Genomic DNA, 15,404 nt, shown 5'->3' on the forward strand with positions numbered 1-15,404 from the left:
GCAAGAAGGAAGGATAGTGTCATGGCTGCGATCATAGAGGTCAATAACCTGACCAAGCGCTATGGTAATAAACGTGGTATTACCGATGTCTCATTTCAGGTGGAAGAGGGTGAGGTCTTTGGTTTTCTCGGACCCAATGGTGCGGGCAAAACGACGACAATTCGCTTGCTCATGGCGCTGTTGCGCGCGAACTCGGGCACGGCATGCATCGCAGGATTGGATGTATGGCGAGAGTCTGTGGAAATTAAGCGGCTGGTCGGTTACCTGCCTGGTGAATTGGCGCTAGACCCCAATTTGACCGGCGGCCAGATTCTGACATACTTCGGACATCTACGTGGGGGCGTCGATCAGGCATACCTCAAGCAATTGATTGCACGCCTGGAATTTGATCCCAGCCGTAAGTTCCGCCACTATTCCAGCGGCAATAAGCGCAAGATTGGGATCATCCAGGCCTTTATGCATCGTCCTCGCCTGCTCATCCTGGATGAGCCAACCAGTGGCCTGGACCCGCTGAACCAGCAAGAATTTGAGCGCATGGTGAAAGAGGTGCGTGATGATGGGCGCACAGTCTTTCTCTCGTCACATATCCTGACCGAAGTGGAGCAGACCTGCAAACGCGTAGCGATTATCCGTGAGGGCCAACTGGTACGTGTCGGATCGGTGGAGGAGTTGAAGGATATCAAGCGCTATGAAGTGACGATCACGTTTGCCAGTGCGGTGCCCGTAGAGGATTTCAAACAGTTGGACGGGGTCGAGCAGGTAGAAGCTCTGGCCGCTGGCCGTACCTTGCGGCTCACCGTACAGGGTCAGGCGGACGCGGTAATCAAAGCGGCGGCCAGGTATCCCGTGATCAGTGTAACCAGCCACGAGCCCAGTCTGGAAGACATCTTCATGCGCTACTACGAAGGTGACAATACGGCCACCAGGGAGGCCAGTCATGTGGTTCACTAGCATCTATCTCAAAACCTTGCGTGAGGCACGTATCGCCATTTTAGGCTGGGGCGCGGGCATTGGCCTGCTGCTATACGCGGTCCTCTCCGCTTATCCTTCACTGGTCGAAACGGCCCAGGCGCGTGCCTCGCTGGTCAGCCTGGCAAGCTCCTATAACTGGCTGGCCGAGCCAGTGGCGGTAGATACGCCGGGCGGCTATGCGACCTTTAAATACGGCTTTACGATCCTGGTCATCGCTATCTGGCCACTGATCGTCTGCAGTCGTCTGCTGCGCGGTGAAGAGGAGCGTGGTTCGATGGATGTCCTGCTCTCGCTCCCACGTGGACGCGGGCGTGTCGTGCTAGAGAAACTGGCCGCCATCTGGACCGCTCTGCTGGGTATGGGGCTAATAATAGGGCTGCTGACTTTTGCCGGTGGTCAACACGTCAACGCGAGCTTCACCTTGACCGATAGCCTGCTCTTTGGCCTGAACGTAGCCCTGGTCGCTGGCATCTTTGGGTCAATCGCGCTCCTGCTCTCACAGTTTACTCAGGAGCGCGGCACGGCCTCGGGTATAACCGGAGCCCTCTTGCTGATCTTCATCGTCATAGACATGGTTCACCGCGTCATCCCCAACACGGAATGGATCAGCCGCTTTTCGCCTGTCTACTACTATAATCTAAGTAAGCCACTTATCCCCTCATATGGCACAAATTATGGCGCGCTCGTAGTTCTTTTGGTCCTGAACATTGTGATAAGCGGAGCGGCACTTGGTCTCTTCATGTTACGCGATATCGGGGGAGCAGTAGCGCTGCCCCGCTGGCTGCGCACACCGCAGAGAAACATACAGACTGAGCAGGCGCTGGCGGTGCATGATTGGTCGCTGCGCTCTGTCTATGCCCGTAGCCTGGGCATGATTCTGGTGCCCGCTTTGTGGTGGACGCTGGGTATCGCCGGATTCGCCGCCTGGGTGGTTGTGATCGTCAAACAGACTGAGGATAAGCTAGCTTCGCTGTATCAGAGTTCACCCCTGTTGAAAGAGCTGGTCACCAAAGTTGGTGGTAACGATGTGGCGACCAATGCCGCTTTGCTCAGCACACTCTTCATCCTGCTGCCATTGCTCATCATGGCCTTCGCCGTCACCCAGGCCAACCGCTGGCCTGCCGATGAAGAGGACGGTCTGCATGAGATGATTCTGGCGACACCACAGGCACGTCTGAAAGTTTTACTGGCACGCTTCGGCGCCCTCACTACCGCGACCATTTTCATGGGTGTGGTGACACTGGCCGCTACGTCTCTGTCTTCGCTCGCAATCGGACTCACGCTTGATAAAGGGAACCTGGCTGCCGCCACACTCTCTATTATTCCGCTCGGTTTGCTGATCGCCGCCCTGGGCTATCTGCTGGCGGGCTGGCTGCGTACGGCCGTTGACACCGGCCTGCTAAGCTTCTTGCTGGTAATCTGGTTCTTTATTACCTTCGTGGGGCCGGAGCTAAACTGGCCAGAAACAACACTTAAACTCTCCGCCTTCTATTACTATGGCACTCCATTGATCCACGGCTTACCGCTTGGGGATACTGTGGGCGTGCTGGTGGTAACCTTCATCGCGCTGGCCCTGGCGTCAGCCCGCTTTATGCGCAAGGACATCGGACGCTAAACGTTCGGGGTTCTCAAGGAATCCGAAAAAACTGGTTCTGAGGTTCTCAGGTTCTCAGGGGCGACCGGTCGCCCCTGAGAACCTGAGAACCTCAGAACCAGTTTTTTCTCTTTATGCTGGTTAGGATGTGATAGATTATAGCTATCTTATATTCCTACATCTCTGATGTTCTCAACAGGAGAAAAATATGCCCCGGATCGCTATAGTTGGAGCGGGAATCGCCGGCCTCGATGCCGCACTGACCTTGCAGGACGCCAACCTCGCATGCAATATTTATGAAGCCGCCGATCATGTAGGTGGTCGCATGCATTCGGATACCACCACATGGACCGATGGCATGGTCAGCGAATTGTGCGGAGAGTTCATCGATGGGGATCATGAGGCCATTCACCGCTTGATCAAGCGCTTTAACCTTCAGACGGTCGATCTGGGGCAGACCGGCCAGGATCGTACGCAAAACTTGATGTACTTCTTTAATCGCTATTATAACGCTGAGGAGATGGACGAGCATTTTCAGGCTCTGGCTCCGCTACTACAACAACAGATACTGGAAGCAGATTTTCCAACGACGTACAACCACTTTACTGAAACCGGCTCCAGGCTCGATCACATGAGCGTGTATGAGTGGATTGAAAAGTATGTTGAGGGGGGACATAATACTCCGACAGGGCGCATGTTAGATAGCGCCTGCACGGGTTTTTATGGGGTGGATAGCAATGTACAAAGCTCGCTTAACCTTGTCTATATGTTCGGTCCCCGCGACCTGGTGCAGGAACCTGCCACATCCACATCCATGCCAGACACTACTAAGATTGCGGGTGGAAACGCTCGGCTGCCGCAGGCGATTGCCCATAGCTTGCCTGAAGGATGCATCCACTTGCAGCATCGACTAACTTCGATAGAACGCATGGATGATGACACTCTAAACCTGACCTTCACCACCACTGAAGGTCCGAAACAGATCCAGTGCGATCGCGTCATCCTGACATTGCCGTTCAGCGCGCTGCGCCATATCGATTATCAGCGCGCCGGCTTTGATTCCTTGAAGCAGACCGCGATTGAGGAGCTTGGCTATGGCACCATCTCCAAGCTCTTCCTGCAATTTGATCGGCCTTACTGGTTCGACAACGGTCCCTGGCCCCAGTTGCACAGGGGTTTTATCATTACAGATCTGGCTGTTCAGACGTTCTGGGATACCTCCCTTGGTCAGCCAGGCTCCAGCGGCTTACTGGTCAACTACACCAGTGGGCATAGAGGGGCCGATTATGCGCCAGAGGCGCCCTATTCGACCACGCAGGATTCCGCAGTTATCCAGGACTATGCCCGACACTGTCTGCAAGAATTGGAAAAGGTCTTTCCCGGTATTACTCCCCACTATACCGAGCGTGCCGCCCTGAGCTATCCGACCGGCGATCCTTATCTGCGTGGCAGTTATGCCTGCTGGCGTATTGGACAATACACACGCTTTGCCGGATATGAAGGTGTACGCCAGGGGCCCATCCACTTCGCTGGCGAACATTGCTCGGTCGACTTCCAGGGCTACATGGAAGGCGGGGCCCGTGAAGGGGAACGCGCTGCGCGCGAGATCATAGAGGATTTCAATCAATCGAAATAAAACGCAGAGATCAAGGAAATGTGCCGCGGCACATTTCCTTGATCTCTGCGTTTTATTTCGATTTGTACATTCCGACCTTTTAATGAGACAGGGCGCCGGACATACCGGCTTCTTCCGGGACCGTTCGAGCTTCGGCATGGGCGGCCTTACTGCCAAGTTCGGTCAGCAGATAGCCAGCCAGTTCGTGGATAGTGATGCCTTGTAATAAGAGCACGACAGGAACGGAGATCTCAGTATCGGCCTCGATCTGATTTTTGAGTTCGACCGCCATCAGGGAGTCAATTCCCAGGGAATGGATCTGGCGCTGACTATCGAGCCTGACGATAGGAATGCGCAGAATGCGTGCGATATGCTCACACAGGTAGTTCTGCACAAGTTGTTCGCGCTCATCTACGCTCTGGGACTGCAAGACGCGGACGGCCAGGTCCTTCTGGGTGTGGGCGCTCTCAGTAATCTCAATGGGATCCTCTCTATCTGCCAGCAGACTGGCAAACATAGCAGAACTACCGACCGATGGATAGAACTGCTGCCATTGCACAACGTCGAAGGGCATCGCCCCTACCTGAACCATATCATTCCACAACAACAGTTCAAGGGCAGCCAATCCCTGTCGGGGGGTGATGTTTTTAATGCCGCGCTGCGCCAGGCGAGCACCACGATTGGTCTGCGCGGCCGCCAGTCCCACCTCAGACCAGGCTCCCCAGTTAATACTCAGAGCTGGCAGACCCCGCGCACAGCGATAATGGGCCAGCGCATCCAGAAAGGCATTGGCCGCTGAGTAGTTACCCTGTCCCGGCAGACCAATTAGCGAGGCCGTCGAAGAGAAGCAGACAAAGAAATCAAGTGGTAGATCAGCGGTGAGACGGTGCAGATTCCAGGCCCCCAGCACTTTGGGAGCCATCACTGCCCGCAGGCGCTCCAGGCTGGTCTGCAGCAGGATGCCATCTTGCAGGATAGCGGCCGCGTGCAGAATACCTCGGAGCGACGGCATGCTGCTCTTGATCTGCTCCAATGCCCTTATGATCTGCTGCGGATCGGTGATATCAGCCTGCATGACAACAACGTTGACATCCTGCCTCCTCAGTTCGTCCAGAACAACCTGAGCGCTTTCAGATGGTGATCGCCTTCCGACGAGCACGATATGCCTGGCCCCCTTCTCGACCATCCATTGGGTAATGGTGAGGCCCAGCCCTCCCAGTCCACCTGTGATTAGATAGGTGCTGTTGGCATTGAACAGACTATAGCCAGCTTCAGCTACGGCGGGTTTCTCAGAAGGAACAGGCTCAAACGAGATCGCCACTTTGCCGATTTGACGCGCCTGGGCCAGCCAGCGGAAAGCATCGATGGTTTCCGCCAGAGGAAAGGTCCGTGTCGGCAATGGCGTAAAGATGCGTGCTTCAAACTGTTGCAGAATCTCGCGCAGCATCGACATCATCAATTGGGGCCGCTCACGCAGCAGCAGAGTGATGTCGATGGCGGAAAACGAGAGATTCTTTTCAAAGGGAGCCAGGTTCAGGCGATTATTGCGCTGAATATCTTTTTTCCCCAGTTCCAGGAAGCGCCCATGGTTGGCCAGCAGGTCAAAGCTCCTGGTCAGCGCCTCTCCTGCCAGCGAGTTCAGCACCACGTCAACTCCCTGGCCGTGCGTGATCTCCATAATCTCATCAGCAAAACTGAGAGAGCGCGAATCCAGCACGTGCTGGATGCCCAGAGAGCGTAAAAATTCACGCTTTTCAGGGCTACCAGCGGTGGCAAAAATTTCAGCGCCGATGTGCTGTGCGATCTGGACGGCGGCGAGGCCGACGCCGCCACTGGCCGCATGGATCAGGACACGTTCGCCCCTCATCAAACGACCGACATAAATGAGGCCGTAGTAGGCGGTCAAAAAGACGATCGATGTGGTTGCCGCCTCCTCCAGGCTGATATGCTCTGGCTTGTGAACAACCAGGGCGGCCGGTTTGATTACGAAGCGACTGAAGCAGTCTGGCGCGCTGACCGCGATCACCTCATCGCCTACGTGTAACCCTTCCACGCCATCACCCACAGCGCTAATACGACCGGCACACTCGAGTCCAAAATGGATGGTCCCATCCTGGTAGTCAAGCATTCCCAGCGCGAACAGAACATCCTTGAAATTCAAACTTGCGGCGGAGACATGAATCTCAACCTCACCGGGTCCGGGCCTTCTACGACTAACGGAAGTCAGGCACAAGTTATCCAGGCTACCAGGAACAGGAACCTCAATGCAACAAGGCTGCTCATTGTGCAGCAGAGAATTATCCTGCTCAAATGAGCGCACAACTGGTACGGCATTCAGGGTAGCCGGATCAACCTTGCTCAGGCGCGCCACATAGCGTTGATGGTCGCGCAACGCAATCTGATCTTCAGGATCATCGTTGTAGATCAACTGAAAGAGGGCTTTTATCTCCGCCGGCCGTATCATATCCGCGCTCAGGTCTACACGGGCGCAGCGCAACTCTGGATGCTCATACACAATGGTCCGCCCCAATCCCCACAGAGGGGACTGCTCAACAGAGGCCGTTGTTCTCTCCTGATCTGTGGCCTGCACACCGCTGGTAATCAGCCACAGACGCGGCGGCTGTGGCCAGGAGAACTGCTCCATCGCCTGCAGTAGGTGCAAGGTACTGCCACAACCAAGCAGTTCGGCTTCCTCTAACATAGCCAGATCTATCTGCTCTAAAGACCGTGCTTCCAGGCTCCAGAGATGAAGGATGCCGTGGCACGAGGGTAAATTCGCTCCATGAACTGCCTGCAGCAATTGGATAAATTCACCGGGACGCGCCGGATTGAGCTGATAATGGGCCAGAGGGATCAGTTCCTTGAAAGCCTCGCCTGGATAAACAAGAATTACATTGTCACCGGACGTGTGCAGGAACTCGGCCACCTGTTGTGCCACGCCGAGACGATCAGCCAGGATCAACCAGCTCCCTTTTTCGCGCTGATGGGCGATACATGCGGCAGCGGTGCGCTTCTCATCGGTCTCTACATGCCTCCATTGGATCTCGTACAACCAATCGCTAACCTCTACAGCGTCAGGACGAGTGTCAGAACTGATCGTAGAACCAAGGCGCTGCAACCTCACGCCACGCGCCTCCAGTACGCGCTGCCCCTCCTGATCAAAAATGTCCCAGTCAAGTTCGAATTGATTGTCCTGCCCTGGCTGCTCCTGGCTCATACGTGCATAGCTCCACAGGGCCGTATGCAGAGGTCGATACAGCCGCAACTGCGTGATCTGAACTGGTATAACCGGCCCTTGCGCTTCCGGATCATCCGCTATACACGACGGCAATGCAGCCAGCACAGCTTGCAGACAGGCATCAAACAGGGCGGGATGAAATTGATATCTATCTATATCCGAGGAGATAACAGGCGCAACCTCAACCTGGCAGAGGGCCACGCCATCCGCTTGCCAGATACGCTCAATCCCACGAAAGGCAGGACCATACTGAAGACCGATGGAGTCCATCAATTGATAATGCGCTGCCCCCTCCATAATCCGAGAGGCTTCCCTTTGCAGGTGTCCCAGGTTCATTGACACCAATGAGATCTGCTCTGTCTCCTGGCGTAGCAACAAGCGGCCCTGGGTATGTAGCTCCCACTGATTCTGCGCCGAGAGCTGTTCGCCCTGCGAACTGAATAGCTGGAAGGAGACGCTCCCGGGCATCTCTGGCGCGACGATAAGCTGCATTCGCTGCGCGTTGTCTTCGGAAAGGAACAAAGCCTTTTTGAAAGCGACATGTTCTAAGCAATAGCTGCCCGCACCAAAGACCTCCCGGACGGCTTCCAGGACCAGTTCCAGATAGGCTGTGGCGGGTAAGATGGCGTTATCCTGCACGCGATGGTCGCGCAGGTAGGCGAATGTATCACAATCCAGGTCGAATTCCCAGCAGTACTCACCGGGACGCGCGGCGGAAGCCGTCCACGGACCCAGCATAGGATGTCCGCTGGCATTGCCGGGACGCGACCTGGCATGTTCACGCCTGGTGGCCTGCTCGGTTCGGGTATCTTGCTCGCTAAGCCAGAAGCGCTCCCGCTGCCAGGGATAGCCCGGCGTGGGAATGTATTGTTCGTTGCCCACATAAAATTGACCAAAATCGATATTGACGCCATGGATGTAGAGATGACCCAGCGCTTCAAGCAAGGTGGCTCGTTCGGGCATAGCGCGTCGCAATGAGGGGAGCGCCGCGCCCACCTGGGTCTCTGTCTGCAGCGCCTCCTTCACCGCACCCATCAACACAGGATGCGGACTGATTTCCAGGAAGATGTGATGACCATCTTCCAGTAAACGCTTGATGGTGGGATAAAACAGTACCGGCTGGCGAATGTTCTGGGCCCAATACTCAGCATCCAGCCGCACAGCCGCATCAAGCGAACTGGCCGTTACCGTTGAATAGAAAGCGGTTGTAGCTTCCCACGGGTGCAAATTCTGGAGGGCCTGTCGCAGTTCGGGCAACAGACCATCTACCTGCGCGCTGTGCGACGCCACATCAACGCGAATCAGGCTACAATAGATCTTCTGCCTTTGTAGCTTCTGCATCAGAGCTTCAACGGTAGCCAGGTCGCCGGCCAGTACGGTGGTGTTGGGACCATTGCAGGCTGCGATCGAGACCTGCTCCTCATAGTCTATCAGTAGCTTCTGGGCCTCCAACAATGAAAGCTCAACCACGGCCATACAGCCTTTGCCAGCGACCCGCTTCAGCAACAGGCTACGCTGGCAGATAACCTGCATGGCATCCTGTGCGCTCAACGCTCCCACCACCACGGCGGCCGCCAACTCTCCCATGCTATGCCCTACCACCGCGTCGGGCCGAATGCCCCAGGAGTGCCAGAGGGCGGCCAGCGCCAGCTCGATCGAGAACAGGGTAGGCTGCACAATATCGATGCGGTTGAGCTGCTCCACATCATCAACATTTGTCAATATATCCAGCAATGACCAATCAACATATGGGCGCATCAGCTCTTCGCATCGCTCCAGCGTCTGCTTGAAAACCGGTTCTTGTTGTAGCAGTTCACGACCCATACCCATCCACTGTGAGCCCTGACCCGGAAACACAAAAACGATCTTTGGCGCCTGAGATGGAGCCATTCCAGATACAATTCCCAGTCGATCTTCATCCGCTACAAATGCGGCCAGCTGCTCCAGCATCTCGTCTTTGCTGGAGGCGACAACCGCCAGGCGCTGGCTATGTCGGCTGCGGCGACAATTAGCGGTATAACAGATATCAGTAAGTCTGGTAGCGACCTCCCCGGCACGGGATTGTGATCCAAAACAGCCTTGATATGACCGGGCCAGGGCGGTTAATGCCTCTGGCGTCTGCGCGGATAGGGTCAGAAGCTGCGCAACGCACGCCTCTTCTTTAGTCTGTACAGTATCCAGTGGCAGGATGTTCGGCCCCTGCTCCAATACCATATGCGCGTTGGTGGCGGAGATACCAAAGCTACTCACCCCGGCCAGCGCGGGCCGCCCGTCCTGGCGCCATCTGGTGATCTGCTGTGGTACTCGCAGATTGAACTTTTGCAGGGGCAACTGTGGATGTGGCTGCTGCAGATGTAAATTGGGAGGAATCAATCCATGCTTCAGAGAGAGCGCGACCTTGATGAGGCCCGCCATGCCGGCCGCCCCCTCGCTGTGTCCGATATTTGTCTTCACCGAGCCGATCAGACAAGGCTGATCAGGAGGACGATTGGCACCACACACCATTCCAATAGCGGTAGCCTCTACCCGATCACCAACAATCGTACCAGTTCCATGCGCCTCTACATACTGTACCAGTTCAGGAGCCACGCCCGCGTCCTGATAGGCTTTCCGCAACACATCTTCCTGCGACTGCTGCCCGGGTGTGACGAGAAGGCCACTGGTGCGACCATCGTTGTTGACCGCGCTCCCCCGGATAACACAATAGATAGGGTCGCGCTCAGCCAGCGCCTGCGACAGCGGCTTCAAAACGACGGTCGCGACCCCTTCGCTGCGCACAAAACCGTCGGCGCGCGCATCAAAAGTCTTACAGCGCCCATCTGGGGAGAGCAAGCCCATCTTAGAAAAACCCAATCCCTGCTCTGGCTCCAGAATCAGATTTGCTCCTCCGGCCAGAGCCAGCGTACATTCTCCGCTCCAGATACTTTGGCAGGCCAGGTGCACCGCCACCAGTGAAGATGAGCAGGCTGTATCGACGGTCATACTCGGTCCCTGCAGATCTAAAATGTAGGAGATACGACCGGACGCCACGCCGCGCGAACAGCCTGTCATCATGTATAGATCGATGTTCTCTTTGTTCTGAAACGCTAAATCTTCATAGTCGTTGGTCGACATGCCAACAAAGACTCCGGTTGCGGACCCTACCAGTTTTTCCACAGGTATACCCGCGTCTTCCAGTGCTTCCCAGGCCACCTCCAGTAGCAGGCGCTGTTGAGGATCCATTCTAGTGGCTTCGCGGGGCGAAATGCCAAAGAAATACGGATCGAACTGGTCAATGTTCTCAAGGAAACCTCCCCACCGCGTAATTAATTTACCAGCTGATCCGGGAGTTGGATCATAAACGGCATCGATGTCAAAGCGTTCGACTGGTATCTCTTGAATTGCATCCTTTCCTTCCAGTAAGAGTTGCCAGAATTCGCGCACATTCCTTGCACCCGGAAAACGACACCCTATACCCACAATAGCGATAGGCTCTCTTAATGGCATGACCTCTGTCTCCTTAAAAGCTCAAATACTATCAAGCACTCAAACAATGATCCAACAAAGTAAAAACATTTTAATTAGTTTTTAATACGCTCCTATCCCACAATGTATCACATTACATATTATACTAAAATACTAAGTAATTACCATACTTTGGTAATAAATGCCTAATGTTGCAGCATAAATGCCAAACAATGCATCTGCTATTATCCTCTACACCTTTACGATACGTAAACTTTGTAATTGCAAAGTTACATGCATATTTGATCTGGAGGAGATCTCTCTATGCGAAGCTATACAATTTTGAGGCGAGCTATAGTAGAGGTAAAACGAATGGTATTCTTATGCTGCGTTACATATCGGTCTACGTGCCTGTAGAGAGAGAATTTCTCTCAATCCAAAAGTGGACCTTCTCTCGGGGTGGCAAAAACAAGCGTGTCCTGATCTCGATTATTACTACGACTTTGACTCATTATGTCATTATAACGTGTTTTTTTGCAAGAGGAAGTAGTTACAGGATAGTTTTGTAAAATGATTGTTAAAGTTAAAATTTAACAATCATTTATTCTTCTCTTTATTGACTTTCTAGCTCAAAATGAAGCAAAATTGGAGTGCGTAAAGCTTTGCACGACATTTTAAACCGGGATTTAAGGGTCTGGTCTCCATTGGCGCTGGTTCATTGCTTTGCCGCAAATAGAAATTTCATGGCAGAAAGAAATAGGGCAACGAATATTGAATAATTCGATACTTCTTGAAGTCAATGGTCTCTCTAAAGTTTACCCTAATGGCTACGAAGCTCTGAACGATATAAGCTTTGTGGTGAACAAGGGGGAGTTTGTTTGCATCATTGGGCGCAGTGGAGCCGGTAAGTCAACTCTTTTGCGCTGCATTAACGGACTGATCCTGTCAACACAGGGCAGCGTCCGCATTCAGGATACATACATTACTGATCTGAGTGAAAAAGAAAAGCTGGCACAACGCCGGAAGATTGGCTTCATTTTCCAGGAGTTTCATCTCGTTGATCGCCTCTCTGCTATTGACAACGTCTTGACAGGACGTCTTGGCTACACTAACAGCTTTTTCGCAACCATCGGCTACTTTAGTCGAGAGCACCGCGAGAAGGCGCTAGAATGCCTGGGTCGAGTCAATATGTTGCATCGCGCATCCTATCGGGCTGATCGGTTATCTGGTGGGGAGAAGCAGCGTGTTGCCATCGCACGCGCCCTGGCGCAAGAGCCTCTTATCGTACTGGCCGATGAGCCCGTCGCGAGTCTGGACCCGGAACTTTCGTGGAGCGTCATGGGAGATTTGCGTAAAGCCGCTAAAGAACTTGGAGTTTCAACGCTTGTTAACATCCATGATATTGATACGGCGAAACACTTTGCTGATCGCATCATTGGCATTGCCCAGGGACGCATTCTCTATGATGGTCCACCGGCACTGTTGACCGATTCTCTGTTGCAAGAAATTTACCGCGGCGCTAATCCTGCCGCTCATTCGCGTTATGAGCAAAGTGCGCCACTACCTGAATAGAGGATCACCTGGTGAGTGACGAAAATATTTCAGTCTCGTTAAGCCATTCCTGGCGGTATGTGCAGTGCGCTAGCATGCGGTCAAAGGAGAGAAGACGTGTCAATTGAAGAATCAAAGAAAACTGCAGATGAAGATTTGAGAGTAGTCAACTCAGGGATTGAGGGGGGACATACGCGAACAACTCCTCGCTGGTTCAGCAAACCGGCGCCTGACCTGGCGAAGCCCTTTGGCTCATTTCACTGGCCCCTTGAGATGACCGCCCTGCTCATTGCCGTTATAGCATCACTCCTGTTTGCATGTGTCATTGATGCAGGAACACTCACCATTAACCTGGCGTTCGCGTTCAACGTGAATCTTGCTGTTGCATTGATTATTATCGTGTCGGGGTTAATCATGGTGGTGCCCAAAGCGATCCGTAAGCCGAAAGAAGTGTTTAGTCCAAACAGTACCATTTCAATAGTTGTTCTGCTGCTGGTAGCTTTGTACTTTTTGTCCGGCGCCATCAACCTGGGTCCACTCAAAGGAATTGATCTCGGTACATTCGCCTATACCATATCCGCACTGGATTTCAACCTGTTAGGCTGTGCGCTCCTCGTCGGTGTCCTGCTCTGGCTCGCATTTCGCAAGAGCATGCTCTCTATGCTCGCGCTAGTGGTCCTCTTCTTGTGGTGGGGATTTAGCATTCAGGGACTAAACTTTGGCATCTTCTCGGAGATACTTAGCAGCCAGGCCGGTGCCAGCCTGCTACGCACAATGGTGCCACCCAGCTGGAACTACTTCAACTCGGTAATTCAGCCGATGCTCTTGACCATACAAACCGCTATCGTTGCCACGGTGCTTGGCATTATTGGCGCTCTACCTTTGAGTGTGTTAGCGGCCAGAAACACAACACCACATCCAGTTATCTACACGATTGTGCGGTTCTTCGTCAACACGATCAGGGCTATTCCCGCTCTGGTGCTCGCATTAATATTCATCACATTTGTGGGCTTAGGACCGGTCCCCGGCGCGCTTGGGTTAGGCCTGCACACAATTTCATCGTTGACAAAACTCTTTGCGGAGTCTATCGAGTCAGTCAAACCTCAGCCAATGGAAGCATTGAGTGCGGCTGGCGCCAATGGTATCAAACGGTTCCGTTGGGGAGTGTTCCCGCAGGTATTTCCGCTGCTGGTCAGTTCCTCAATCTATTATTGGGAGTCAAATACGCGTGACTCAACCGTGGTCGCGTTTGTGGGCGGTGGCGGGATCGGTTTTCTCTTAAATCAGAACCTCTCTCTACTGAATTACTCTAATGTCAGCGTTATTCTGGTTACACTGGTCGTAACCGTTGCAGCCCTGGACCGGATCAGCGATTTTATCCGCGCACAGGTACTTTAGAGCTTTCAGTTCAATTTCTATAGATTGTTTTGTTATTAGCAACATTTATTGTATTTTCCTTACAAAGGAGTTCACAATGTCAGGCATAAAGCCTCAAAACAGACGGTTTCTTTCTTTCGGTGCATTCTTTGCATGTATTATGCTGTTACTGGCCGCTTGTGGAAACAGTGGAAATACCAATAATGGTTCCACAAATGCTGTAGCCCCCAAGAACTGCCCACATCCCATTAGTCTGAGCAAGATCACCGTCGGCGTGATCCCTGCGGAAAGTCAGACAAGCGTCGTTGGTGAGACGCAACCGTTTGCGACTGCCCTTTCAAAACAGATCTGTAAGCCTGTGGAAGTTTTTGTAGGGACGAATTATACGGCGGTGATTACCGCCATGTCGAATGGCAAGGCTGATCTCGCTAATTTCGGTCCTCTGAGCTATGTGCTCGCTTCTCAGGAAGGTGGCATCCAGGCCATTTCGCTGGCACTGGCTGAAAAAACCAAAGCGACTTCCTATCAGAGCTACATCATCACCACGCCGAAAACTGGTATCAAGACCGTGCAGGATCTCAAAGGGAAAACGTTCTCGTTTGTTGATCCAGCCTCGACGAGCGGTAACCTTGAGCCACGCTATATGATGAAGCAAGCTGGTTTGAACGCAGATACGGATGTCAAAGGTTCATACATTGGTTCTCATGATGCCTCGCTACTGGCAGTACTGAGCGGCAAAGTCAATGCAGGTGCCGTCGCCAGCGATACCTACAATCATTTGCTGCAAGAGGGTAAATTCAAAGCTGGCGATCTGAGCATCGTCAAAAAGAGCGATCCCATTCCTGAGGACCCGATGGCTGTGCGTAAGGGCATGAGCCAGAGCGATATGGCGTCTCTCCAGAAGGCGCTCTTAGCCCTAAATGACAATCCAGACGCCGCTAAAGCGATCGGTGCCGGTGGCTTTGGCCCTGGTGACGATAGCCTCTACAATGGCATTCGTGCTTTGGCGAAGTCGTTGAACATTGATCTGAAAAAGGTTGCTGGCTAGTGGCTTGATCCCTTTCATAAAAAAGGGATAGGGAAGAGGGGCATGCCAGGGGATTGCATCCCCTTCCCCTCTTCCCCTGCCACAAGCAGGCAACCTTTTGAGTTATGCGTAGCGTATTGATCCTGTTGTCTGGAAAGAAATACCACCCATGGATTATTATCGCATCCTGGCAAATAGCCGGGAGGAGCAAGTCTGTCGACTCGCCTCGACAATATTGGAACACTATACGAAAAGCCAGGTAAAGTTGTTGAGCGGCCCCCGGCAGGGATTGGTCATGCTACGGGTGCGCGAGACGGTCGCAGATAGTTTATTCAATGCCGGTGAGGTTCTGGTAACCGAGGTTAAATTAGAACTCGATGACCAATTTGGCTTTGGCATGGTTATCGGAGATTGTCCACGGCATGCGCTGGGCGTCGCGCTGGTTGATGCCGCGCTGCGTAAAGGCGGTAGCATAGCCGAATGGCTGACACAAGAATTGGCGGTACTGGACACACAGCTTGCCGCGCAACACCACAAAGAGCAGGCACTTGTGGCCTCTACCAGAGTAGAATTTGAGAGGATGTAA

8 protein-coding genes are annotated in these 15,404 nt (G+C 53.3%); 7 read left to right on the forward strand and 1 reads right to left on the reverse strand.

The window, feature by feature from the left end; all coding sequences use genetic code 11:
* Window positions 1–21: 21 nt before the first annotated feature.
* The 3 genes from AABA21_RS02060 to AABA21_RS02070 all read left to right on the forward strand — a co-directional run bounded on the left by AABA21_RS02060 (window position 22) and on the right by AABA21_RS02070 (window position 4,202).
* Entirely contained in the window at window positions 22–951 is a 930-nt protein-coding gene (locus AABA21_RS02060) for an ABC transporter ATP-binding protein (protein WP_338247293.1), read from the forward strand.
* A complete protein-coding gene (locus AABA21_RS02065; protein ID WP_338247294.1) occupies window positions 938–2,587 on the forward strand; it encodes an ABC transporter permease subunit in 1,650 nt (549 codons plus the stop codon). The genes AABA21_RS02060 and AABA21_RS02065 overlap by 14 nt, the downstream gene beginning before the upstream one ends.
* 187 nt (window positions 2,588–2,774) lie before the next feature.
* Window positions 2,775–4,202, forward strand: coding sequence for a flavin monoamine oxidase family protein (locus AABA21_RS02070; RefSeq protein WP_338247295.1), 1,428 nt, complete (start codon window positions 2,775–2,777; stop codon window positions 4,200–4,202).
* A 79-nt stretch (window positions 4,203–4,281) separates the two neighbouring features.
* On the opposite strand, the gene AABA21_RS02075 is transcribed toward AABA21_RS02070, so the two are convergent.
* Window positions 4,282–10,905: an SDR family NAD(P)-dependent oxidoreductase gene (locus AABA21_RS02075; protein WP_338247296.1), complete on the reverse strand. Its 6,624-nt coding sequence runs from the start codon at window positions 10,903–10,905 to the stop codon at window positions 4,282–4,284.
* A 681-nt stretch (window positions 10,906–11,586) separates the two neighbouring features.
* Here AABA21_RS02075 and phnC point away from each other — a divergent pair.
* From phnC to phnG, 4 genes are all read left to right on the forward strand, one after another.
* Window positions 11,587–12,435, forward strand: a complete 849-nt coding sequence (gene phnC / locus AABA21_RS02080; RefSeq protein ID WP_338247297.1) for a phosphonate ABC transporter ATP-binding protein — start codon at window positions 11,587–11,589, stop codon at window positions 12,433–12,435.
* A gap of 96 nt (window positions 12,436–12,531) precedes the next feature.
* Window positions 12,532–13,812 carry a phosphonate ABC transporter, permease protein PhnE gene (gene phnE / locus AABA21_RS02085; protein ID WP_338247298.1) on the forward strand — a complete coding sequence of 427 codons (1,281 nt, stop codon included), beginning with the start codon at window positions 12,532–12,534 and terminating at the stop codon, window positions 13,810–13,812.
* Between the two features lie 76 nt (window positions 13,813–13,888).
* Entirely contained in the window at window positions 13,889–14,839 is a 951-nt protein-coding gene (locus tag AABA21_RS02090) for a phosphate/phosphite/phosphonate ABC transporter substrate-binding protein (RefSeq protein ID WP_338247299.1), read from the forward strand.
* 148 nt (window positions 14,840–14,987) lie between these two features.
* Window positions 14,988–15,404: a phosphonate C-P lyase system protein PhnG gene (gene phnG / locus AABA21_RS02095; RefSeq protein ID WP_338247300.1), complete on the forward strand. Its 417-nt coding sequence runs from the start codon at window positions 14,988–14,990 to the stop codon at window positions 15,402–15,404.

This window comes from Dictyobacter halimunensis (assembly GCF_036245075.1).